Here is a 22,080-nt window from a genome sequence, read left to right as displayed (position 1 = left end):
GCGACCCGCCAGTTGTTGTGGTGGGATCGGCTATGGCAATAAAGGTGGCGCTGGAGCATCGCACCAGCTACACGTTCGACAGGCTGGTCAAGGTGTACCCGCACGTGGTGCGGTTGCGCCCGGCCCCGCACTCGCGCACCCCGATCGAGGCGTACTCGCTGCAGGTCGAACCCGCCGATCACTTCATCAACTGGCAACAGGATGCCTTCGGTAACTTCGTGGGGCGCTTGGTCTTTCCGAACCGCGCCACCAGCCTGAGCATCACCGTCGGACTGATCGCCGACCTCAAGGTCATCAACCCCTTCGACTTCTTCATCGAGGAATGGGCCGAAACCGTCCCGTTCACCTATCCGGACAACCTGCTCGAGGATCTCAAGCCCTACCTGCGCCCGGTCGACGACGCCGACGAGTTGACGGCGGCCTGGGTCCGCGACTTCGAGGTGGTGCCGGGGACGGGCACCATCGACTTCCTGGTAGCGCTCAACCGGGCGGTCAATGCCGACGTCGGCTACAGCGTCCGGCTCGAACCTGGCGTCCAGGCACCGGATTTCACCCTGCGCACCGGCATCGGGTCCTGTCGGGATTCCGCCTGGCTCCTGGTGGCGATCCTGCGGCGGATGGGCTTCGCGGCCCGCTTCGTGTCCGGCTATCTGGTGCAGCTGAGCGCCGACATCGAGGCGCTGGACGGGCCGTCGGGACCGGTCGCCGACTTCACCGACCTACACGCCTGGACCGAGGTGTACATCCCGGGTGCCGGCTGGGTCGGCCTGGATCCGACGTCGGGCCTGCTGGCCGGCGAGGGCCACATTCCGCTGTCGGCCACCCCGCATCCGGAGTCGGCCGCGCCGATCACCGGTGCTGTCGAACCGTGCCAAACCACCTTGGACTTCGTCAATGTCGTGACCAGGGTGCACGAGGACCCGCGGGTGACCCTGCCGTACACCGCGTCGGCCTGGGAATCGATCCGGGCCCTCGGCGCGGTCATCGACAAACGGATGGCCGAGCGCGACGTGCGGCTGACCGTCGGCGGCGAACCCACCTTCGTCTCGATCGACAACCAGACCGACGCGGAATGGACCACGGCCGCCGACGGACCGCACAAGCGCACGCTCGCCTCCGCGCTCACCGCACAGCTCAAGGACGCGTGGGCCCCGGACGGGCTGGTGCACCGGAGCCAAGGCAAGTGGTATCCGGGAGAACCGTTGCCGCGCTGGCAGATCGGTCTGATGTGGCGCTCCGACGGGACACCGCTGTGGACCGATCCGGCGTTGCTGTCCGACCCGTGGTCCGGTGAAGCCCACACGGCGGCGCCGGATGTGGACCGCCGGCTGCTCACCGAGATCGCTGCCGGGCTCGGGTTGCCGGACAGCCAGGTGCGTCCGGCGTACGAGGATGCGCTCGCCCGGCTGGCCGATGCCGTGCGCCGGCCGGATGGCGATCCGGTCACCGAGGATCTGACCGACGACGCTGCGTCGCAGCGGAAAGCCTTGGTGGACAAGCTCGATGCCGCGGTGACCGAACCTGCCGCCCACGTCCTGCCGCTGCATCGCCGAGACGACGACACCGGCTGGGTGTCCGCCGACTGGCAACTGCGCCGCGGTCGCCTGGTGCTGACCGCGGGCGATTCGCCGGCCGGGCTGCGGTTGCCGCTGAGCTCGATCAGCTGGCATCCGCCGCAGCCGGTCCCGGACGCCGACCCGCTGGCGGGGGAGAGCGCCACGGTCCCGACCCGGCCCGCCGCGGTGGTCAGCGCCGACGGCGCACCACCCACCGCGCTGGTGGCCGAGGTGCGCGACGGTCTGCTGTACGTATTCCTGCCGCCCACAACGACATTCGACGACTTCACCGACCTGATCGGCCGCATCGAGCAGGCCGCCGCCCAGCTCGGCGTCCCCGTCGTGATCGAGGGATACGGGCCACCGTCCGACCCGCGACTGGAGCAGATGACCGTCACCCCCGACCCGGGTGTCATCGAGGTCAACGTGGCACCCACGGCCACCTTCGCCGAACAGGCCGCACAACTGGAGACCCTGTACGAGGCCGCCCGGCAGGCCCGCCTCGGCACCGAGGGCTTCGACGTCGACGGCACCCACGGCGGTACCGGCGGTGGCAACCACATCACCCTCGGCGGCATCACGCCCGCCGACTCACCGCTCCTGCGCCGGCCCGATCTGCTGGTGTCGATGCTGACGTACTGGCAACGCCACCCGGCGCTGTCCTACCTGTTCTCCGGCCGGTTCATCGGAACGACATCGCAAGCGCCGCGGGTCGACGAGGGTCGGATCGAGGCGCTGTACGAGCTGGAGATCGCGTTCGCCGAGATCGCGCGGGTTGCCGATGACGGCGAAAACCGCGCCTGGGTCACCGACCGCGCCCTCCGGCACCTGCTCACCGACATCACCGGCAACACGCACCGCGCCGAGTTCTGCATCGACAAGCTCTACAGCCCGGACAGTGCGCGCGGTCGCCTGGGCCTGCTGGAGCTGCGTGGTTTTGAGATGCCGCCGCATTTCCAGATGGCCATGGTGCAGTCGCTGCTGGTGCGGTCGCTGGTCGCCTGGTTCTGGGACGAGCCGCTGCGGGCCCCGTTGATCCGGCACGGCGAGAACCTGCACGGCCGATACCTGTTGCCGCACTTCATTGTTCAAGACATCGCCGAAGTGGCCGCCGACCTGCGGGCGCACGGCATCGCGTTCGACACCAGCTGGCTGGACCCGTTCACCGAATTCCGTTTTCCCCGGATCGGCAGCGTGATCGCGGGCGGCGTCGAGCTGGAGCTGCGCGGGGCCATCGAACCGTGGAACACGCTCGGTGAGGAATCCACCGGCACCGGGACCGCCCGCTACGTCGACTCCTCGGTGGAGCGGCTGCAGGTCCGGGTGATCGGCGCCGACCGGCACCGACACCTCGTCACGGTGAACGGCCACCCCGTCCCGCTGCTGGCCACCGACAACCCCGACGTCCAGGTCGGCGGGGTCCGGTACCGGGCCTGGCAGCCGCCGAGCGCCCTGCACCCCACGATCACCGTCGACGGCCCGCTGCGCTTCGAACTGGTCGACGGGTTCACCGGATTCTCGAAAGGCGGCTGCACCTACCACGTCTCGCACCCGGGCGGGCGTGCGTACGACACCCCGCCCGTCAATGCCGTCGAGGCCGAGTCCCGGCGCAGCCGGCGTTTCGAGGCCATCGGCTTCACCCCCGGCACGGTCGATCTGGCCGATCTTCGGGAGAAGCAGGCCCGCCAATCCACCGATGGCGGAGCGTCGGGCATCCTCGATCTGCGCCGGGTGCGTACCGTTCTGCGGTAATGGTTCTCCGTACACACAGTTCCCCAGGCCTGGCCGAGGATGCGGCGCCCGTCGGCGACCCCCTGGCCGGGTATCGGGCCGACCGCGCCCAGGAGCCCCTGTTCGACGTCCGTGACCTGGCCGCCAGTGCGGGCTACGACGAGCTGGTCGACGAGTCGGGCGCGATCCGGCCGGCCTGGCAGGAGCTGACCGACTGCGTTCGGGACCGCGGTCGGACCGGCCTCGATCAGCTGCGCGGGGTCGTGCGGGAACTCGTCGACAACGACGGCATCAGCTACGTGCAGGTCGACCGGGATGGCGCGGCCGTCATCGATGTCGACGGCACGCCGGTGGTGGACACCTGGCAGCTCGACGCCCTGCCCTTGGTGTTGTCCGCGGCGGACTGGTCCACCCTCGAATCCGGACTGGTGCAACGTTCCCGGCTGCTCGACGCGGTACTGACCGACCTGTACGGGGCCCGCCGCTCCATCACCTCCGGCGTGCTGCCGCCGGAGTTGTTGTACGGCCATCCCGGTTACGTGCGTGCGGCTCGCGGTATCGCGGTGCCGGGTCGGCACCAGCTGTTCCTGCATGGCTGCGACGTCAGCCGCCATCGCGACGGTGGCTTCGCGGTGAACGCCGACTGGACCCAGGCGCCTTCCGGGGCCGGGTACGCCCTGGCCGACCGTCGGGTCGTCGCGCACGCGGTGCCCGAGCTGTACGAGAAGGTGGCCCCGCGTCCGGCGTCGCCGTGGGCCCAGGCGCTGCGGCTGGCGCTGATCGATGCCGCGCCAGAGGCCGCGCGGGAACCCGTGGTGGTCGTGCTCAGCCCCGGCAGTCATTCTGAGACGGCGTTCGACCAGGCCTACCTGGCCAGCGTGTTGGGCTTCCCGTTGGTGGAGAGCGCCGACCTCGTGGTGCGCGACGGCAAGCTCTGGATGCGCTCGCTCGGCACCCTCAAGCGGGTCGACGTCGTACTGCGCCGCGTGGACGCCGAATATGCCGATCCGTTGGATCTGCGCCCGGACTCCCGCCTCGGCGTGGTGGGACTCGTCGAGGTACTGCGCCGCGGGGCGGTGACCGTGGTGAACACGCTGGGCAGTGGCATCCTCGAAAGCCCGGGCATCACCCGATTCCTGCCGGAACTGGCTGAGCTGCTCACCGGGGAGACCCCGGAACTGCCGAGCGCCCGATGTTTCTGGGGCGGCATCGACGCCGAGCGCTCGCATCTGTTGAGCAAGATGTCCACCCTGCTGATCCGGCCGGCGAACGGCGGCCCGGCGATCGTCGGCCCAGCGCTGACCGCGGCCAAGCGGTCCGAGCTGGCGGCCCGGATCGCCGCCGCCCCGTCGCAGTGGATGGGTCAGGAACTGCCCGAGTTCTCCACGGCGCCGATGGACCTGCTGCCCAGTGGATTGTCCGCGGGCAGCGTCGGGATGCGGCTGTTCACCGTCGCCCAGCGCGGCGGCTACGCGCCCATGATCGGCGGGCTGGGTTACGTGCTGGCGCGGGGACACGCCGCGTACGGCATGGAAACCATTGCGGCCAAGGATGTCTGGGTGCGATCGCCCGACCGGGCCGCGGTGGTGCAGGCACAGCCGGTCGACCTACCGGGCATGACTCCGAGCCCGACGCGCGCGGTGAGCTCGCCCCGGGTGCTCTCCGACCTGTTCTGGCTGGGCCGGTACGCCGAACGCGCCGAGTTCACGGCGCGACTGCTCACCGTCACCCGCGAGCGCTACCACGAATTCCGTTACCGGCGGGACCTCGCCGGCAGTGACTGCGTGCCGATACTGCTGACCGCACTCGGCCAGATCACCGGCACCGACACCGGAGCCGACGGAGACTACGCCGAACAGCTGGCCATCACGCCGACGACCTTGTGGGCGCTCACCGCCGACCGGCACCGCCCGGGTTCGCTGGCGCAATCCGTCGAACGGCTGGGCCTGGCCGCGCGCGCGGTCCGCGACCAGATGTCGAACGACACCTGGATGGTGCTCGCCGCCGTGGAACGTGCGGTGCTGCAGCCATCCGACCGAGCGCGGCAGCGCCAGGGCACGACACTGTCGCCCCCGAATTCGAAGACCAAGGGCGAGGCGTACCTGTCCACCGCGCCCAGCCAGACTCTGGCCGGGATGCTGGCCCTGTCCGGCGTGGCGGCCGAATCCATGGTCCGCGACGTGGGCTGGACCATGATGGACATCGGCAAGCGCATCGAGCGCGGCCTCGGCCTGACGGCGCTGCTGCGGGCCACCCTCACCACCGGCCACGGCGCCGAGACCGAACGGACCGTCAGCGAGTCCGTGCTCGTGGTGTGCGAATCGGCGGTGATGTACCGCAGGCGCATGCTGGGACAGGTGAGCGTGGCTGCCATCGCCGATCTGGTGTTGTTCGACGAGGAGAACCCGCGGTCGCTGGCGTTCCAGTTCGAGCGGCTGCGCGCCGACCTGCGGGCACTGCCGTCCTCGACCGGGTCCACCCGCCCGGAACGCATGATCGACGAGATCGCCGCCCGCCTGCGACGTCAGGATCCGGCCGACCTGGAGCACGTCACCGAGGAGGGGCGGCGCGCCGAACTGGCCGAGCTCCTCGACGGTATGCACGCCGATCTGCGGGAGTTGTCCGAGCTGATCCGGGCCGCGCACCTGGCCCTCCCGAGCGGCATGCAGCCGCTGTGGGGTCCTGACGAACGGCGGCAGATGCCATGACCCGCGAGTACCAGATCACCCATCGCACGCGGTACCGCTACTCCGACGTCGTCACGAGCTCGTACGGCCGCGGGTTTCTGACCCCACGCGACAGTGATCAGCAGCGTTGCCAGTCGTATCGGTTGAACATCGATCCCGAGCCGGCCGACCGCTCCACCAGTCGGGACGCCTACGGCAACATCAGCTCGTATTTTCATGTGACAGAACCACATCACGAACTCATCGTGACCGGGCGCAGCATCGTGGAGGTCGACCCGCCGCCGGTCGAGTGGTATGGGGCAGGGGCTGCCGTGGCGCCGTGGGAGCACGCCCGCCCGACCGGGCCCGACGGGGCGCTGGCGGCCGAGTTCGTGCTGGATCTGAAATCCGCCGAGATCACCGAGGCGGTAAAGGATTACGCCGCACCGAGTTTCGCTCCGGGGCGGCCGCTGATCGAGGTACTGCGCGACCTGAACTCGCGCATCTTCACCGACTTCACCTACCGGTCCGGGTCGACGACGGTGTCCACCCGGGTCTCGGAGGTGCTGGCTGCCCGCGAGGGGGTGTGCCAGGACTTCGCCCGCCTGGCCATCGCCTGCCTGCGCGCGAACGGCCTTGCCGCCAGCTATGTTTCGGGCTACCTGGCCACCGATCCGCCGCCCGGCAAGGAACGGATGGTGGGCATCGACGCCACCCATGCCTGGGCCTCGGTGTGGACACCGGGGAACCAGTGGCTGGGGCTGGATCCGACCAACGACCAGATGGTCGACGAGCGCTACATCGTGGTCGGGTTCGGCCGCGACTACGCCGACGTCCCGCCGCTCCGCGGCATCATCTACACCGACTCCGAGCGCAGCGTCATCGATGTCTCGGTGGACGTCGCACCGCTGGCCGGAGGCCCACTGCATGCGTGACTTCAACTGCCCCAACTGCGGTCAGCGGCTGGCGTTCGACAATTCGGTATGCCTGGGCTGCGGCAGCGCACTGGGCTTCTCGCTGGAGAACATGGCGCTGCTGGTGATCTCGCCCCCCGGCGGCACCGGCAACAGCGACCATGCCGGCTCGGTGGCCTCGACGGACTACCAGCTGTGCGCGAATCTGCATCTGGCCGAATGCAATTGGCTGGTTCGGGTCAGTCCGGTGCCGCAACTGTGCGTGTCGTGCGCACTGACCCGCACCCGTCCCGGTGACGATGACACCAAGGCCATGTCGGCGTTCGCCGATGCCGAGCAGGCCAAGCGCCGACTGATCGTGGAGCTGACCGAACTGGGCCTGTCGATGGACGGGCTCGGCTTCGACCTGTTGTCCAGCGAGCACCAAACGGTGCTCACCGGGCATCAGAACGGGATCATCACGCTGGACCTGGCCGAGGGTGATGACGTGCACCGCGAACAGCTGCGCGTCGCCATGGCCGAGCCGTACCGAACTCTGCTGGGCCACTTCCGTCATGAGATCGGGCACTACTACTTCTACCGGCTCGTGCAGCCGTCAGCAGAGGCGAGCGCACGCTTCACCGCGTTGTTCGGGGACCCCGACAGCGACTACCAGGCGGCGCTGGACCGGCACTACCGCGACGGCGCGCCCACCGGCTGGGAGCGGCAGTACGTGTCGTCCTACGCAACCATGCATCCGGCCGAGGACTGGGCCGAGACGTTCGCCCACTATCTGCACATCCGTGATGCCCTCGACACCGCGGCGGCCTTCGGTTTCGCGCCCGCCGGGGCCACCTTCGACCGGCGGGTGCTGGGGCCCAGCGGATTTGACACGCTGATCGAGCTCTGGCTACCGCTGGCCTGGGCGTTGAACATGGTCAACCGGTCGATGGGCAAGGATGACCTCTACCCGTTCGTGCTGCCGGCCGCGGTACTGGAGAAGATGCGGTTCATCCACGCGGCGGTGAACGAATCGGCCTGATCGCCGGCACAGTTCTGCGCGGCGCGTTGACGCGGCCCACAGCGATAGAGCACGATCGCGCCCATGATGTGCGTAAGGGTGGGGGCAGCGGTACTAATGGGTCTGGTGGCCCTCGCGCCGGCTGCATGTAGCTCGAAAACCACGGTCAAAGCGGACGACGCCGCCAAACAGGTGGTCAAACTGGTGTCCGACCAGAACAAGTTCACGCCCACCGACGTGAAGTGCCCGTCCGATGTGGTGGCCACCAAGGGCGGCCAGTTCGACTGCCACTTCACCGGACCGCGCAAGGTGCAGTACGTCGCGCACATGAAGATCGTGAAAGTCGACGGCGAGCGCATCACCTGCGACATCAAGGTCGAGAAGGCCCCGTAACCCGTCATTCGTAACCGGGCCGTGACGAAAACGCGGGTGGCGCAACCAGATCTGGCCCGCGCGGGTTTCTAGGATCGGTCCTGTGAGCGACCGATACGGATCCGATGTGCTGGCCCGCAACCCGAACGCCAAGAAGCGTTCGACCGAGCAGACCGCCGAGAAGGGGCTCGTGGTGGAGTGCGCCACGACCGGCTTCGTGGGCGCTGTGGTGCAGGTCGAGTACGGCCGGATGGTCCTCGAGGATTTCGACGGTTACCGCAAGCCGTTCCCGATCGGTCCGGGCTACCTGGTCGACGGCAACCCCGTCATCCTCACCGCGCCCAAGCGCACCGCACCCGCCGCCCCCACCCGCACCGCATCGGGTTCGGTTGCGGTGCAAGGACATCGAGCCCGCACCGCGCTGGCCAGCCGAATCTACGTGGAAGGCCGCCACGACGCCGAACTCGTCGAGCAGGTGTGGGGCCACGACCTGCGGGTCGAGGGCGTCGTGGTCGAGTACCTCGGCGGTGTCGACGATCTGGCCGCCATCGTGCGCGAATTCGAGCCAGGGCCGGGCCGCCGCCTCGGCGTGCTCGTCGACCACCTGGTGTCCGGGTCGAAGGAGGCGCGCATCGCCGAGCAGGTGCGGCGCGGCCCCGGCGGCGAGCACACGTTGGTGGTCGGCCACCCGTTCATCGATATCTGGCAGGCCGTGAAACCCGCCCGCATCGGGCGCGAGGCGTGGCCGGTGATCCCGCGCGGCATCGAGTGGAAGCATGGCGTCTGCGACGTGCTCGGCTGGCCGCACGCCGACCAGGCCGACATCGCCCAGGCGTGGCAGCGGATCCGCGGCCGGGTGCGGGACTGGAACGACCTGGAACCCCAGCTGATCGGACGGGTCGAGGAGCTGATCGACTTCGTCACCGCACCCGCCGATTGAGCCGGGCGCTCACTCCGACCGTGAGATCAGGATCGAGTTGGAGCTGACGGCCAGCATGGCGGCCCGGTCCAGCAGCGCCTCCTTCGTCATCCCGGCAGGGCGGTCGATGGCGATTCGCAGCGCGAGCTGGAGCATCATGCCCATTCCGAGATAGAGGATCTCGTCGACCGCGGTGTCGGGGAGATGCGGGTAATGGTGCAACAACGCCAGGCGCGCAATGTGATACAGGTGCTCCTCGATACCGGGCAGCACATTGCTCTGGCTGCCCAGCGGGAGGTCGTTGATCACGGCGCCCATCACGCCCCGGTGGTCTTCGAGGGCGTCGACCAGTGCCGAGAGCACATGGCGGGCGCCCGTCACCATGTCCAGCGACAGACCTTCGGCGAGCGCCGCGACCAAGCGGCGCATGATGTCGTCTTCGGTGCGCGCCCGCAGCGCGACGATGATCGCGTCCTTGTCGGCGAAGTACCGGTAGACGGTGCCGATGCTCACATGGGCGTTCTTCGCGATCTGGTTGGTGGACACAGCGTGATAACCATCTCGGTCCAAAAGCTGAGCTGTCGAATCAAGAATCTCGTTGATCGATTGCTGCGAGCGCTTCTGCACCGGCACACTGCGGCCTGAACTGGACATTTAGCGAACCTCTCAACCCATCCTGATGGATGAAAAAGTGAGTAGAAGACGAGTTCCGCTCGATTCTAGGCTGAATGTGATGGCGAACACAGCCACAGAGAGGTGGCCAGTCATGATGCTGCTCGACGACCTGATCCGCATGGTGGTGCCACTCGACGACGGGTCGGTGCCCGACCTGTCGCCGGTGTGGGCCGAACTGCGCAGGCGCCCGACAGCGCTGCTCAACCCCATGGATCTGTTCTTCGAGATCCAGCGGCCGGAGTACTTCAAGAAGGCGCGGTTCGACGGCCCGGCCGGCGACCCGGGGTGGTTCGGTCCGGACAGTGCCGCCTGGTACGTGCACACGCACACCCCGTCGGTGGTCGTCGGCATGGTCAACACCGCGATGATCGACATCCTGCATCAGGACATCCAGTACTCGGTGTATGACCACTCCAAGCTGGTCGGACGCCGTCCCGACGGCAGCGTGCGGTCCGGAACCTTTTCCAGCAGCGGGCTCATCGTCCGTGCCGGACATACCTTTTCGTTCTTCACCGGGGTCATCTACGGCTCCACCGACACCGCCGAGTCGCTGTGCCAGACCGTGAAGGCCATGCACCACCGGGTCAAAGGGACGCGGCCGGACGGCAAGGCGTACGACGCCGATGAACCGGAGTTCTTCCGGTGGACGTACGCCAGTGTGGTCGACGGCCTGGCCGGAGCGCACCGCCGATATCACCCGAAGCCGTTGCGCGGCAACGATCTGGACGACTTCTACCGCGACTACGCGCGGGTCGGGGAGGCCTTGGGCGGCACGGACCTGCCGCAGACCCGAGCCGAATGCCGCCGCGTGCTCACCGAATCCCCGTCGGCGGCCGAGGTGGGGCTCAACGCCGACAACATCAAATATCTTCAGCTGCTGAACCCGCCCGGCATCACGCCGCTGCGCCCGATCTACGACTTCGCGTACTGGGTGATCATGGACATGATGCCCGAACCGGTACAGCAGGCGGTCGGCTTCATGCAACCGAACCTGCTGGTGCGCAATGGATATCGGCAACTCGCTCGCACGCTGCTCAATGCCCCGCGGATGCTCGGTGAGATACGCGAGGTGGAAGCCGCGAACCGTCGGGTGCGATCCGTTCGCCCGGTCGAACGGATCGCGTCATGACCATCCCGGCGCAGCAGGACGTACACCCGTACGACTACTACTACCGGCCGGGTATGCCGATGCGGCCGGCGCCGCCGCGGCTGCGTCGCGACCCCGCCTGGGCGGACCGGCCCGTGTTCGACGAGTTCCGGCCGAGAACGCTGACCGACGCACAACGCGACCTGCTGGAGCTGTTCATCGACCACTACTGGCAGGGCGACCCGCTGATGGATGCCGTGGTGGAACGGTTCCGGGTGATCAGTGTCGCGCGCGGCCGCCGACTGCTGGAGCAGGCGCTCGATCACGGGATCGACAGCCTCGACGACCCGCCGAGTGAACTCGTGGATCTGTTTGCCAGCCTTGACAATCCACCGGACTGGCACGATCCGGTGGTGTGGGAGCGCGGTCGGCGGCTGTGGATCGACTGCTCGCTGGCCGGCAAGGTAGGGATGGGCATCCAGGACGCGATCGGTACCTTCGTCGGCGCCGAGGTGTTGTCGGCGACCGGCGCCACCAAACGCTTCGTCACCGCTCCGCTGGTGCGCAACCTGGAAACCGCCAAATGGTTCCACGACGCGACCAAACCGGGCTTCATCGACCGGTACAGCCCCGAGTTCAAGGAGACCGTGCGCGTCCGGCTCATGCATTCGCAGGTCCGCCTGGGGCTGCGCAGGTCCTGGGGCGACGACCATTTCGGCGTCCACGGCAACCCGATCTCGACCAGCACCACCATGGGTGCGGCGGTGACGTTCGGCTTGCTGCCGATGCTGACCGACCACAATCACGGCAGACGACGCTCGGTCGCCGAGTTCGATGCCGTCATGCGCTACTGGGCCTACATCGCGTACGTCTTCGGGGTCACCTCGGAGATCATCCCCACCACCGCGCAGGACGGAATCATGTTGGCGGACTACATGATCTCCACGGCCGGCGGTCCGACCGACTGGACCGCGCAGATGACGCAGGCGGCGGCCGACGGCATCGGCGGCATCGAGGGCCTGCCCGGCCTGCTGGCTCGCGCCGCCGTCGCGCCGGTGGTCGGGATGGTCGCCTACTACAGCGGTGATGCGTTGGCACGTGCGCTGGTGTCGGCGACGCCGTACCGGGATGTCGCCATCCAGCCGTGGAAAGCGCTGACCGGTGTGGCCGTGCACGCCGGCGTCAAGTCCCGCATGGTCCTGGACCGCGTTCCAGGTGCCGGGCTGCGGCGTGCGCTGCGGGCCCGCCACAGCGATCCGTGGTGGGCCGTCAATGTGCAGATCGCCACGATGCTGGCCCGGCGCGGCGGGATCACCGGCACGCCCTACCGGCACCACGACCGCACGCCCGACGTCCCGCGTGGTTGTCCGATGCACTGAACTCGCGACGTGGCACGCTGGACCCGTGTCTGACGGGCTGTTCGATGTAGGAGGCGATGCCGAGCCGGCGTCCGGTTCCGTCGTGGCCGCACCGCTGGCCGTGCGGATGCGGCCGGCCGGACTCGACGAGGTCGTCGGCCAGGATCACCTGCTCAAACCAGGGTCGCCGCTGCGCCGGCTGGTCGAAGGATCGGGCGCGGCCAGCGTCATCCTCTACGGGCCGCCCGGTACCGGCAAGACCACGCTGGCGTCCCTGATCTCCGGGGCCACGGGGCGTCGGTTCGAAGCGCTGTCGGCGCTGTCGGCGGGCGTCAAGGACGTCCGCGCCGTGATCGACGAGGCCCGGCGCGCCGCGATCCACGGCCGCCAGACCGTGCTGTTCATCGACGAGGTGCACCGCTTCTCCAAGACCCAGCAGGACGCGCTGCTGGCCGCGGTCGAGAACCGCGTGGTGCTACTGGTGGCGGCGACCACGGAGAACCCGTCGTTCTCGGTGGTGGCGCCGCTGCTGTCGCGGTCGCTGATCCTGCAACTGCAGCCGCTGACGGCCGACGCCGTGCGGGCCGTGGTGGAGCGGGCGATCGCCGACCCGCGCGGGTTGGGCGGCGCGGATGTCGACGACGACGCGGTGGAGCTGCTGGTCAAGCTCAGCGCCGGGGATGCCCGGCGGGCCCTGACGGCGCTGGAGGTCGCGGCGGAAACCGCGGGCGAAGAGCGCGTCACGGTCGAGGTGGTCGAGCAATCGCTGGATCAGGCCGCGGTGCGCTACGACCGCGACGGCGACCAGCACTACGACGTGGTCAGTGCGTTCATCAAGTCGGTGCGCGGCTCCGACGTCGACGCGGCACTGCATTACCTGGCGCGGATGCTGACCGCGGGGGAGGACCCGCGGTTCATCGCCCGCCGGCTGATGATCCTGGCCAGCGAGGACATCGGCATCGCCGATCCCACCGCGCTGCCGACGGCGGTGGCCGCCGCGCAGACCGTGCAGCTCATCGGGCTACCGGAGGCCCAGCTGACGCTGGCCCACGCGACGGTGCACCTGGCGACAGCGCCGAAATCCAACGCCGTGACCGTCGCCCTGGGCGCGGCGATGGCCGATATCAAGGCCGGCAAGGCCGGTCAGGTACCGACGCATCTGCGCGACGGGCACTACGCCGGAGCGGCCGCACTCGGCCACGCGCAGGGCTACAAATACGCACACGACCACCCGGGTGGTGTTGCGGCGCAACAGTATCCGCCCGATGAGCTGGTCGGCGTCGACTACTACCGGCCCACCCCGCACGGGGCGGAACGGGAGATCGGCGGCCGCCTGGAGAAGCTGCGCGCCATCATCCGGCGGCGTCGTTGATGGCTGCCCCGGGCCGGCGCTAGACGAGTTCGGGCACCCGCAGGTGCGCGATGGCCAGGTCGAACGCGCAGTCGGCGATCTCCGACGCGCCGGCGGCCTGCACCGATTCGATCTTCAGTGCCGTGGCCTGGTCCCAGTAGTCCTCCATCAATTCACGGGTGCGGAACGACGCCGACGACACCGCGCGGCCCGAGCCGCGGTCGACCAGCAGGCTGGCACTGCAGAACCCGGGCAAGTGCTCGATCTGCCGCAGCACGGTGTCGCGGAAGTAATCGATGCCGGCCTCCATCAGATCCGGCGGCACGGTGAGCCAGGTGGCCCGCACGCACGCGCCGTTGCCGCGTTCGCGGTGCAGGACGGCGATCTCCCATTCCTCGACCATCGGGGCGCCGGCGCCGAACCGTTCGGCGGCCAGGTTGCGGAGCCGTCGGCCCTCGCTGGCGCTGTAGTGCAGGGCGTCCTCGGACTCCCATGCGCTGGTGGCGATGCACCGGCCGGTTTCCCGGTCGAACATCAGAGACAGGCCGATGGAGCCGGGCAGTTCCTGCAGCACAGGCATGACCTCGTCGCGGATGTGGGCGATGCCGGCATCGATCTGGTCAGGGCGCGCCATCATCGTGGTAGAACGTGCGAACACGGTCCACCCCCTTGTTGTTCAGGGCGGCGCTCCGGTGGCGCCACCGGGATAAAGACAACTGTCCTCCCCGGCGGTACGACGCACAATGGATGTACGGGCTGGGGTCCAAGTAGTGAACCTGCAGACCGGTACTGTTATGCGGGCAACTACCCGGTCGATGAAGGACAGCAGCACGTGCAGACACACGAGATCAGGAAACGATTCCTCGATCATTTCGTGAAAGCGGGCCACACCGAGGTGCCGAGCGCATCGGTGATCCTGGACGATCCGAACCTGTTGTTCGTCAACGCCGGCATGGTGCAGTTCGTGCCCTATTTCCTGGGCGACCGCACCCCGCCCTACGACAAGGCGACCAGCGTGCAGAAGTGCATCCGCACGCCGGACATCGACGAGGTGGGCATCACCACCCGGCACAACACCTTCTTCCAGATGGCCGGCAACTTCTCGTTCGGCGACTACTTCAAGCGCGGCGCCATCGCGCTGGCCTGGGATCTGCTGACCAACTCGGTGTCCGAGGGCGGCTACGGCTTCGACCCCGAAAAGCTTTGGGCCACCGTCTATCTCGATGACGACGAGGCCATCGCGCTGTGGGAGGAGATCGCCGGACTGCCGCCGGAGCGCATCCAGCGCCGCGGCAAGGCCGACAACTACTGGTCCATGGGCATCCCCGGCCCGTGCGGCCCGTGTTCGGAGATCTACTACGACCGCGGCCCCGAGTACGGCATCGAAGGTGGCCCCGAGGCCAACGAGGACCGCTACATCGAAATCTGGAACCTCGTGTTCATGCAGAACGAGCGTGGCGAGGGCACCAGCAAGACCGACTTCGAAATCCTCGGCCCGCTGCCGCGGCAGAACATCGATACCGGCATGGGTGTCGAGCGCATCGCGTGCCTGCTGCAGGGCGTCGAAAACGTCTACGAGACCGACCTGGTCCGTCCGGTGATCGACATGGTCGCCTCGGTGGCGCCCCGGCACTATGGCGCCGGCAACCATGCCGACGACGTGCGCTACCGCGTCATCGCCGACCACAGCCGCACCGCCGCGATCATCATCGGCGACGGCGTCACCCCGGGTAACGAAGGCCGCGGCTACGTGCTGCGCCGCCTGCTGCGCCGCATCATCCGCGCCGCCAAGCTGCTCGGTGTCGAGCAGCCGATCATGTCCGAGCTGATGGCCACCGTGCGCGACACGATGGGTCCGTCGTACCCGGAGCTGGTCACGGACTTCGAGCGCATCAACCGCATCGCGGTCGCCGAGGAGGTCGCCTTCAACCGCACCCTCGCGGCGGGTTCGCGGCTGTTCGAGGATGCGGCCGCCGCCACCAGGGCCGCCGGCAAGACCGTCGTCTCCGGCAGTGACGCCTTCACGCTGCACGACACCTACGGCTTCCCGGTCGAGCTGACGCTCGAGATGGCGGCCGAAGCCGGCCTGTCCGTCGACGAAGAGGGCTTCCGCGGCCTGATGGCCGAGCAGCGGGCACGCGCCAAGGCCGACGCCGCCGCTCGCAAGCACGCGCACGCCGACCTGTCCGCCTTCCGTGACCTGGTCGACGCCGGCCCGACCGAGTTCACCGGCTTCGACGAATTGACTTCCGAGGCAAGGATTCTCGGCATCTTCGTGGACGGCAAGCGGGTGCCGGTGGTGACGCACGGCGGTGAAGAGGCGGTGGGGTCCGGCCGTATTGAACTCGTGCTGGATCGGACCCCGCTGTACGCCGAGTCGGGTGGCCAGATCGCCGACACCGGAACGATCACCGGCACTGGGTCTTCGGCCACGGCCAAGGCCGCGGTCACCGATGTGCAGAAGATCGCCAAGTCGCTATGGGTGCACACCATCAACGTCGAGTCCGGTGAGTTCGTCGAGGGCGACACCGTGACCGCCGCTGTCGACCCGACCTGGCGCCGCGGCGCCACCCAGGGTCACTCGGGCACGCACATGGTGCACGCGGCACTGCGACAGGTGTTGGGCCCCAACGCTGTTCAGGCCGGTTCGCTGAACCGTCCGGGTTACCTGCGGTTCGACTTCAACTACCAGGGCGCGTTGAGCGACGAGCAGCGCAGCCAGGTCGAGGAGGTCACCAACGAGGCGGTGCAGGCCGACTTCGAGGTGCACACCTTCAACGAGAAGCTGGACAAGGCCAAGGCGATGGGCGCCATGGCGATGTTCGGCGAGTCCTACCCGGACGAGGTCCGCGTGGTGGAGATCGGTGGACCGTTCTCCATGGAGCTGTGCGGTGGTACCCATGTCCAGCGTTCGGCGCAGATCGGCCCGGTGACCATCCTCGGCGAGTCTTCGGTGGGTTCGGGTGTGCGTCGCGTCGAGGCCTACGTCGGGCTGGACTCGTTCCGGCACCTGGCCAAGGAACGTGCGCTGATGGCAGGCCTGGCCTCGTCGCTGAAGGTGCCCTCGGAAGAGGTGCCCGCCCGCGTGGCCACCCTGGTCGAGAAGCTCAAGGCCGCCGAGAAGGAACTCGACAAGGTCCGGCTGGCCGGCGCCAAGGCCGCCGCCGCCAATGCTGCGGCAGGCGCCGAGGTCATCGGCAAGGTGCGCCTCGTCGCGCAGCGGATGGCCGGTGGCTTCTCCGGTGGTGACCTGCGCACCCTGGTCGGCGACATCAAGGGCAAGCTGGGCTCGGACCCGGCGGTGATCGCACTCATCGCCGATTCGGGCGACTCGGTGCCGTACGTGGTGGCCGTCAACGCCGCCGCGCAGGACCTGGGATTGAAGGCCAACGAACTGGTGCAGCAGCTGGGCACCGCAGTCGATGGTCGTGGTGGTGGAAAGGCCGATCTGGCACAGGGTTCCGGTAAGGGGGCAGCGGGTATCGACGCGGGTCTGGCCGCGCTACGCGCTGAACTGGGCCGGAGCTAGCTTTGGCCGATTCCGACCGCATGCCCGACCGCCCCGGGGCCGACGACCCAGGTCGCGGTCGCCGGCTCGGCATCGACGTCGGTACGGTGCGGATCGGCGTCGCGGTGTGCGACCCGGATGGCATCTTGGCGACGCCCTTGGAGACGGTGCGTCGCGACAAGACCGACAAGCACCTGGCTCGGTTGGTGAAACTGGCCGGTGAGCAGGACGCGGTGGAGATCGTGGTCGGACTGCCTCGCACACTCAAGGACAGGGCCAGCAGCTCGGCGCTGGATGCGATCGAGGTGGCCGACGCGCTGGCGCTCCGGGTTGCTCCGACCCCGGTGCGGATGGCCGACGAACGCTTGACGACGGTCACCGCGCAGCGCTCGCTGCGGGAGGCCGGTGTGCGCGCGAAGGGGCAACGTCAGATGATCGATCAGGTCGCAGCCGTCGGCATCCTGCAGAACTGGCTGGACATGCGCCGCACTGTGCTGGCCGCCGCGGCACGCAATGAGGCCGACGAATGAGCCCGGCCGAGGACATGATTCCCGACGCTCCCGATGACGACGACGAGTGGGGCAGCACCCGCATCAAGCCGGAATCGGTGGGCCGGCCCCGCCGCGGCATGAGCCGGGCCGAGCGGGCCCGCGCCGAGCGCAACCGCAAGCGCCGCCGTCGCCGCAGCATCGTGGCGCTGACGGTGTTCATCGTCGTCGTGGTCAGCGCGGTGTTCCTCGGATCCCGGCTGTGGCACGGCGTCTTCGGATCGGGCAACGACTACTCCGGTGACGGTGGCAGCGACCTCGTCATCGAGGTGCACAACGGCGACTCGACCACGGCCATCGCGCAGACCCTGCTCGATCACGGCGTCGTGGCGAACGTGAAGACGTTCGTCCAGGCTGCCGAGGGCAACAAGGCGATGACCGAGATTCAGCCCGGCTTCTACAAGATGCGGACCGAGATTTCGGCGGCCAACGCGGTGTCCCGGCTCACCGAGAAGAACAATCGGGTGGGCCGGCTGGTGATCCCGGAGGGCCGCCAGCTCGACGACACCACCGACGTCAAGACCAACAAGATCAACCAGGGCATCTTCAGCCTGATCTCGGCAGCCTCGTGCGTCGACCTCGACGGCAAGCACAAGTGCGTGCCCGCCGCGGAGCTGAAGAAGGCCGCCGGTGCCGCCGATGTCTCGGCATTGATGGTGCCGAGCTGGGCGGCCGGGCCGGTGAAGGCGTTGGGTGCCGACCACCGCAGGCTCGAGGGCCTCATCGCGCCGGGCACCTGGAACGTCGACCCGGCCGGCACGCCGGAGTCGATTCTGGCGGGCCTGATCAGCTCGAGCGGTCACCAGTACGAACAGGGCGGCCTGCTCGACGCCGGCGCGACCGCCAACATGACGCCGTACCAAATCCTGATCGTGGCGTCGCTGGTGCAGCGCGAGTCCAACCCGCAGGACTTCGCCAAGGTGGCCCGCGTCATCTACAACCGGCTGGCGACTCCTGACCATCGCAAGCTGCAGTTCGACTCGACGGTGAACTACCCGCTGGACCGGCAGGAGGTGGCCACCACCGATGCCGACCGCGAGCAGGCCACGCCGTGGAACACCTATGCGCGCGAAGGTCTTCCGGTCACGCCGATCTGTTCGCCCGGTCAGCCCGCCGTCGTCGCGGCGCAGGACCCGGCGCCGGGGGACTGGCTGTACTTCGTGACCATTGACCTGCAGGGCACGACGGTGTTCACCCGCGACTACCAGCAGCACCTCGCCAGCATCGAGCTCGCCAAGCGCAACGGCGTGCTCGACAGTGCCCGATGAGAGCTGCGGTACTGGGTTCGCCCATCGCACATTCGCGGTCCCCGCAGCTGCATCTGGCGGCCTACCGCGAGCTCGGTCTCACCGACTGGACCTACGACCGCATCGAGTGCACCGAGGCCCAATTGCCCGGCCTGGTAGGCGGTTTCGGCCCGGAATGGGTCGGTGTTTCGGTCACGATGCCCGGCAAGTTCGCGGCGCTGCGGTTCGCCACCGAACGCACCGGGCGGGCTGAGCTGGTCGGCTCGGCCAACACCCTGGTGCGCATCGACGGCGGCTGGCGGGCCGACAACACCGACGTCGACGGGGTCGTCGGCGCGCTGGGTGAGGTGTCGGGCGCCGCAGCAGTGTTGGGCTCCGGTGGCACGGCGCCCGCCGCGATGGTGGCCTTGGCTGCTCTGGGGATCGCCGAGATCGCCGTGGTGGCCCGCAATGCCGACAAGGCCGCGTCCCTGGTGGAACTGGGGGACAAGCTCGGGGTGCAGGCCCGGTGGGTGGCGCTGGGTGAACCGCTGAATTCCCTTGGCGTGGTGGTCAATACGTTGCCGGCCTCCGTGGCGGGCGAGTACTCGGGGACTGTCGCCGGCACCGCGGTGCTGCTGGATGCCATCTACGACCCGTGGCCGACGCCGCTGGCCGCCGCCGTTGCCGCGGCCGGTGGCCGCGTGGTCAGTGGCCTGCAGATGCTGCTGAACCAGGCCTTCGCCCAGGTGGAGCAGTTCACCGGGATGCCCGCGCCGCGCGAGGCCATGGCCGCGGCGCTCGCGGCGACGTGAGCGCCTCACCCCAAGGCATTTGATCCAGAGCTGTCACAAACCGTGACATTGTCATCATGTGCTGACAATGTCAGCCGAAGCTGACAGGTTCAGATCGCACATGTCCCAGGGAGAGCCGACACGCCCGGCGCCCTGTTTTGGTGTCGGGACGCCCCGCGTAACTCGCCTAGCCTCGAAAGATGGGGGCGGGCTTGATCGTTGGGGCCTGGATGGTCGCGCTGTGTGTCTACGACCTCCGGGAGCGACGCCTGCCCAATTGGCTGACGCTGCCCGGCGCCGCGCTGCTCGTCGGGGCTGGTGTGATCGCGGGCAAGGGGCCCGCCGCCGCTCTCGGCGCAGCGGCCCTGTTCGGCATCTACCTCCTGATCCATCTGTTGAGCCCCAAGGCCATGGGCGGCGGTGACGTCAAACTCGCGATCGGGCTGGGCGCGCTGACCGGGATGTTCGGCGCCGACGTGTGGGTGCTGGCGGCCATCGGGGCGCCGCTGCTCACCGCGGGCTATGCCGTGGTCGCTCTGGTGCGACGGGCGGGACGGACTGTGCCGCACGGCCCGTCGATGTGCCTGGCGAGTGCCACGGCCGTCGCGCTGGCGATTGGTTGAGTTAGCCTGTCCCGCATCATGAGTACCCGTGTTGCCACCACTGCTGACCTGTCTGCCATCGCCGACATCTACGCGCACTACGTAGTCAACAGCGTGGCGTCGTTCGAACTCGAAGCGCCGGCAGCTGATGAGTGGCAGACGCGGTTCGCGAAGGTCGCCGCCGCCGGCCTGCCCTTCCTCGTGGTCGAACGTGACGGCCGGGTCGCCGGGTACGCCTACTGCCTGCCCTGGAAAGCCCGGCCCGCCTATCAGGGCACGGTGGAGGACTCGATCTACCTGGCACCGTGGGCCACCGGACAGGGCGCGGGCTCGGAACTGCTGCGCGCGCTGCTGGAGGCGTCGCGCGCCGCGGGCGTGCGCGAGGTGATCGCCGTCATCGCCGACAGTGGCGATCCGTCGTCCATCGCGCTGCACAAGAAGCTCGGTTTCGACGATGCCGGCCGGCTGCGCAAGGTCGGCCACAAGCACGGCCGCGACATCGACACCGTGCTCCTGCAATGCAGCCTGCGCTGACGGATTTCAGCCGGTAAACCCCCTCATGGGACAATGGGACACGTGTTGCGATGGACCACAGCAGGTGAATCCCACGGCCGCGCCCTGGTGGCCATGCTCGAAGGCATGGTGGCCGGTCTTTCGGTGACCTCGGACGACATCGCCACGCAGTTGCAGCGGCGTCGTCTCGGCTACGGTCGCGGTGCCCGGATGAAGTTCGAAAAGGACGAAGTCACGCTGCTCGGCGGTGTTCGGCACGGCCAGACGCTGGGCGGCCCGATCGCCATCCAGATCGGCAACACCGAATGGCCCAAGTGGGAGACCGTGATGGCCTCCGACCCGGTCGACCCGGCCGCGCTGGCCAACACCGCGCGCAACGAGCCGCTGACCCGGCCCCGGCCCGGTCACGCCGACTACGCCGGCATGCTCAAGTACGGCTTCGACGACGCCCGCCCGGTCCTAGAGCGCGCCAGCGCCCGCGAGACCGCGGCCCGCGTCGCGGCCGGCACCATCGCCCGTGCGTTCCTCAAGCAGGCCCTCGGTGTGGACGTCGTCTCGCACGTCATCTCCATCGGCGCGTCCGAGCCCTACGACGGCCCGGTCCCGCAGCCGCAGGACCTCCAGACCATCGACGACAGCCCGGTGCGTGCCTTCGGCAAGGCCGCGGAAGAGTCCATGATCGCCGAGATCGAGGCCGCCAAGAAGGACGGCGACACTCTCGGTGGCGTGGTCGAGGTCGTGGTCAGCGGACTACCGATCGGCCTCGGCTCGTTCATCAGCGGCGACAACCGGCTGGATAGCCAACTGGCCGCGGCCGTGATGGGCATCCAGGCCATCAAGGGCGTCGAGATCGGTGACGGCTTCGAGACCGCGCGGCGCCGCGGCACCGTCGCCCATGACGAGATCTACCCGGGCCCCGACGGCATCACGCGCTCCACCAACCGCGCCGGCGGCCTGGAAGGCGGCATGACCAACGGCCAGCCGCTGCGGGTCCGCGCCGCGATGAAGCCGATCTCGACCGTGCCGCGCGCGCTGGCCACCGTCGACATGGCCACGGGCGAAGAGGCCGTCGCCATCCACCAGCGATCCGATGTGTGCGCCGTGCCCGCGGCCGGTGTGGTCGTCGAGGCCATGGTGGCGCTGGTCGTGGCCCGGGCCGCACTGGAGAAATTCGGTGGCGACTCGCTGACCGAGACCCGCGCCAACGTCGAGAACTACCTCCGTGCGGTGCATGAGCGCGAACCGCAGATGTCCGGATAA

18 protein-coding genes are annotated in these 22,080 nt (G+C 68.7%); 16 read left to right on the top strand and 2 right to left on the bottom strand.

Going from position 1 to position 22,080, the window contains the following annotated elements; genetic code table 11:
* Window positions 1-32: 32 nt before the first annotated feature.
* From A7G45_RS18145 to A7G45_RS18120, 6 genes are all read left to right on the top strand, one after another.
* Window positions 33-3,308, top strand: coding sequence for a transglutaminase family protein (locus tag A7G45_RS18145; protein WP_260939167.1), 3,276 nt, complete (start codon window positions 33-35; stop codon window positions 3,306-3,308).
* The gene (locus A7G45_RS18140) at window positions 3,308-5,995 is read left to right on the top strand and encodes a circularly permuted type 2 ATP-grasp protein (protein WP_260939165.1); all 2,688 of its coding nucleotides are present in this window, start codon (window positions 3,308-3,310) and stop codon (window positions 5,993-5,995) included. The genes A7G45_RS18145 and A7G45_RS18140 overlap by 1 nt, the downstream gene beginning before the upstream one ends.
* Complete coding sequence (locus A7G45_RS18135) at window positions 5,992-6,888, top strand: transglutaminase family protein (protein ID WP_260939163.1); 897 nt, start codon at window positions 5,992-5,994, stop codon at window positions 6,886-6,888. Before A7G45_RS18140 ends, A7G45_RS18135 begins: the two co-directional genes overlap by 4 nt.
* Entirely contained in the window at window positions 6,881-7,888 is a 1,008-nt protein-coding gene (locus A7G45_RS18130; protein ID WP_260939160.1) for a zinc-binding metallopeptidase family protein, read from the top strand. The genes A7G45_RS18135 and A7G45_RS18130 overlap by 8 nt, the downstream gene beginning before the upstream one ends.
* A 63-nt stretch (window positions 7,889-7,951) precedes the next feature.
* Window positions 7,952-8,260, top strand: coding sequence for a DUF4333 domain-containing protein (locus tag A7G45_RS18125; protein ID WP_260939157.1), 309 nt, complete (start codon window positions 7,952-7,954; stop codon window positions 8,258-8,260).
* 82 nt (window positions 8,261-8,342) lie between these two features.
* Window positions 8,343-9,179: a DUF3097 domain-containing protein gene (locus tag A7G45_RS18120; RefSeq protein ID WP_260939156.1), complete on the top strand. Its 837-nt coding sequence runs from the start codon at window positions 8,343-8,345 to the stop codon at window positions 9,177-9,179.
* Window positions 9,180-9,188: 9 nt separating this feature from the next.
* On the opposite strand, the gene A7G45_RS18115 is transcribed toward A7G45_RS18120, so the two are convergent.
* Window positions 9,189-9,812 carry a TetR/AcrR family transcriptional regulator gene (locus A7G45_RS18115; RefSeq protein ID WP_260939154.1) on the bottom strand — a complete coding sequence of 208 codons (624 nt, stop codon included), beginning with the start codon at window positions 9,810-9,812 and terminating at the stop codon, window positions 9,189-9,191.
* Between the two features lie 112 nt (window positions 9,813-9,924).
* Between A7G45_RS18115 and A7G45_RS18110 the strand changes: the two genes are divergently transcribed.
* The 3 genes from A7G45_RS18110 to A7G45_RS18100 are packed head-to-tail and all read left to right on the top strand — an operon-like array spanning window position 9,925 to window position 13,650.
* Window positions 9,925-10,962 (top strand): oxygenase MpaB family protein, encoded by a 1,038-nt coding sequence (locus A7G45_RS18110; RefSeq protein ID WP_260939152.1) that lies wholly within the window; start codon window positions 9,925-9,927, stop codon window positions 10,960-10,962.
* Window positions 10,959-12,299 carry an oxygenase MpaB family protein gene (locus A7G45_RS18105; RefSeq protein WP_260939150.1) on the top strand — a complete coding sequence of 447 codons (1,341 nt, stop codon included), beginning with the start codon at window positions 10,959-10,961 and terminating at the stop codon, window positions 12,297-12,299. Before A7G45_RS18110 ends, A7G45_RS18105 begins: the two co-directional genes overlap by 4 nt.
* A gap of 25 nt (window positions 12,300-12,324) precedes the next feature.
* Complete coding sequence (locus tag A7G45_RS18100; RefSeq protein ID WP_260939149.1) at window positions 12,325-13,650, top strand: replication-associated recombination protein A; 1,326 nt, start codon at window positions 12,325-12,327, stop codon at window positions 13,648-13,650.
* 19 nt (window positions 13,651-13,669) lie between these two features.
* On the opposite strand, the gene A7G45_RS18095 is transcribed toward A7G45_RS18100, so the two are convergent.
* On the bottom strand, window positions 13,670-14,287 hold the full coding sequence (locus tag A7G45_RS18095) for an antibiotic biosynthesis monooxygenase (RefSeq protein WP_260939147.1): 618 nt from the start codon (window positions 14,285-14,287) through the stop codon (window positions 13,670-13,672).
* Window positions 14,288-14,461: 174 nt separating this feature from the next.
* Between A7G45_RS18095 and alaS the strand changes: the two genes are divergently transcribed.
* From alaS to aroC, 7 genes are all read left to right on the top strand, one after another.
* On the top strand, window positions 14,462-17,158 hold the full coding sequence (gene alaS / locus A7G45_RS18090) for an alanine--tRNA ligase (RefSeq protein WP_260939146.1): 2,697 nt from the start codon (window positions 14,462-14,464) through the stop codon (window positions 17,156-17,158).
* Window positions 17,159-17,160: 2 nt separating this feature from the next.
* Window positions 17,161-17,667 (top strand): Holliday junction resolvase RuvX, encoded by a 507-nt coding sequence (gene ruvX / locus A7G45_RS18085; protein WP_260939145.1) that lies wholly within the window; start codon window positions 17,161-17,163, stop codon window positions 17,665-17,667.
* Window positions 17,664-18,953: an endolytic transglycosylase MltG gene (locus A7G45_RS18080; protein WP_260939144.1), complete on the top strand. Its 1,290-nt coding sequence runs from the start codon at window positions 17,664-17,666 to the stop codon at window positions 18,951-18,953. Before ruvX ends, A7G45_RS18080 begins: the two co-directional genes overlap by 4 nt.
* The gene (locus A7G45_RS18075; RefSeq protein WP_260939143.1) at window positions 18,950-19,726 is read left to right on the top strand and encodes a shikimate dehydrogenase; all 777 of its coding nucleotides are present in this window, start codon (window positions 18,950-18,952) and stop codon (window positions 19,724-19,726) included. The genes A7G45_RS18080 and A7G45_RS18075 overlap by 4 nt, the downstream gene beginning before the upstream one ends.
* Window positions 19,727-19,905: 179 nt before the next feature.
* Window positions 19,906-20,328: a prepilin peptidase gene (locus A7G45_RS18070; RefSeq protein WP_260939142.1), complete on the top strand. Its 423-nt coding sequence runs from the start codon at window positions 19,906-19,908 to the stop codon at window positions 20,326-20,328.
* 18 nt (window positions 20,329-20,346) lie between these two features.
* Window positions 20,347-20,841 carry a GNAT family N-acetyltransferase gene (locus A7G45_RS18065; RefSeq protein ID WP_071287299.1) on the top strand — a complete coding sequence of 165 codons (495 nt, stop codon included), beginning with the start codon at window positions 20,347-20,349 and terminating at the stop codon, window positions 20,839-20,841.
* Window positions 20,842-20,883: 42 nt separating this feature from the next.
* Window positions 20,884-22,080 carry a chorismate synthase gene (gene aroC, locus A7G45_RS18060; RefSeq protein WP_260939141.1) on the top strand — a complete coding sequence of 399 codons (1,197 nt, stop codon included), beginning with the start codon at window positions 20,884-20,886 and terminating at the stop codon, window positions 22,078-22,080.

The organism is Mycolicibacterium llatzerense (assembly GCF_025331195.1).
Lineage (GTDB): Bacteria > Actinomycetota > Actinomycetes > Mycobacteriales > Mycobacteriaceae > Mycobacterium > Mycobacterium llatzerense.
This window is presented reverse-complemented; position numbering and strand designations above follow the sequence as displayed.

What these genes read in the sequence shown, in the direction of transcription:
- A7G45_RS18145 (WP_260939167.1), top strand. Translation starts at nt 33, where the DNA reads ATGGCAATAAAGGTGGCGCTGGAGCATCGCACCAGCTACACGTTCGAC.
- A7G45_RS18125 (WP_260939157.1), top strand. Translation starts at nt 7,952, where the DNA reads ATGATGTGCGTAAGGGTGGGGGCAGCGGTACTAATGGGTCTGGTGGCC.
- A7G45_RS18140 (WP_260939165.1), top strand. Translation starts at nt 3,308, where the DNA reads ATGGTTCTCCGTACACACAGTTCCCCAGGCCTGGCCGAGGATGCGGCG.
- A7G45_RS18135 (WP_260939163.1), top strand. Translation starts at nt 5,992, where the DNA reads ATGACCCGCGAGTACCAGATCACCCATCGCACGCGGTACCGCTACTCC.
- A7G45_RS18075 (WP_260939143.1), top strand. Translation starts at nt 18,950, where the DNA reads ATGAGAGCTGCGGTACTGGGTTCGCCCATCGCACATTCGCGGTCCCCG.
- A7G45_RS18130 (WP_260939160.1), top strand. Translation starts at nt 6,881, where the DNA reads ATGCGTGACTTCAACTGCCCCAACTGCGGTCAGCGGCTGGCGTTCGAC.
- A7G45_RS18110 (WP_260939152.1), top strand. Translation starts at nt 9,925, where the DNA reads ATGATGCTGCTCGACGACCTGATCCGCATGGTGGTGCCACTCGACGAC.
- A7G45_RS18080 (WP_260939144.1), top strand. Translation starts at nt 17,664, where the DNA reads ATGAGCCCGGCCGAGGACATGATTCCCGACGCTCCCGATGACGACGAC.
- A7G45_RS18115 (WP_260939154.1), bottom strand. Translation starts at nt 9,812, where the DNA reads ATGTCCAGTTCAGGCCGCAGTGTGCCGGTGCAGAAGCGCTCGCAGCAA.
- A7G45_RS18065 (WP_071287299.1), top strand. Translation starts at nt 20,347, where the DNA reads ATGAGTACCCGTGTTGCCACCACTGCTGACCTGTCTGCCATCGCCGAC.
- A7G45_RS18105 (WP_260939150.1), top strand. Translation starts at nt 10,959, where the DNA reads ATGACCATCCCGGCGCAGCAGGACGTACACCCGTACGACTACTACTAC.
- A7G45_RS18070 (WP_260939142.1), top strand. Translation starts at nt 19,906, where the DNA reads ATGGGGGCGGGCTTGATCGTTGGGGCCTGGATGGTCGCGCTGTGTGTC.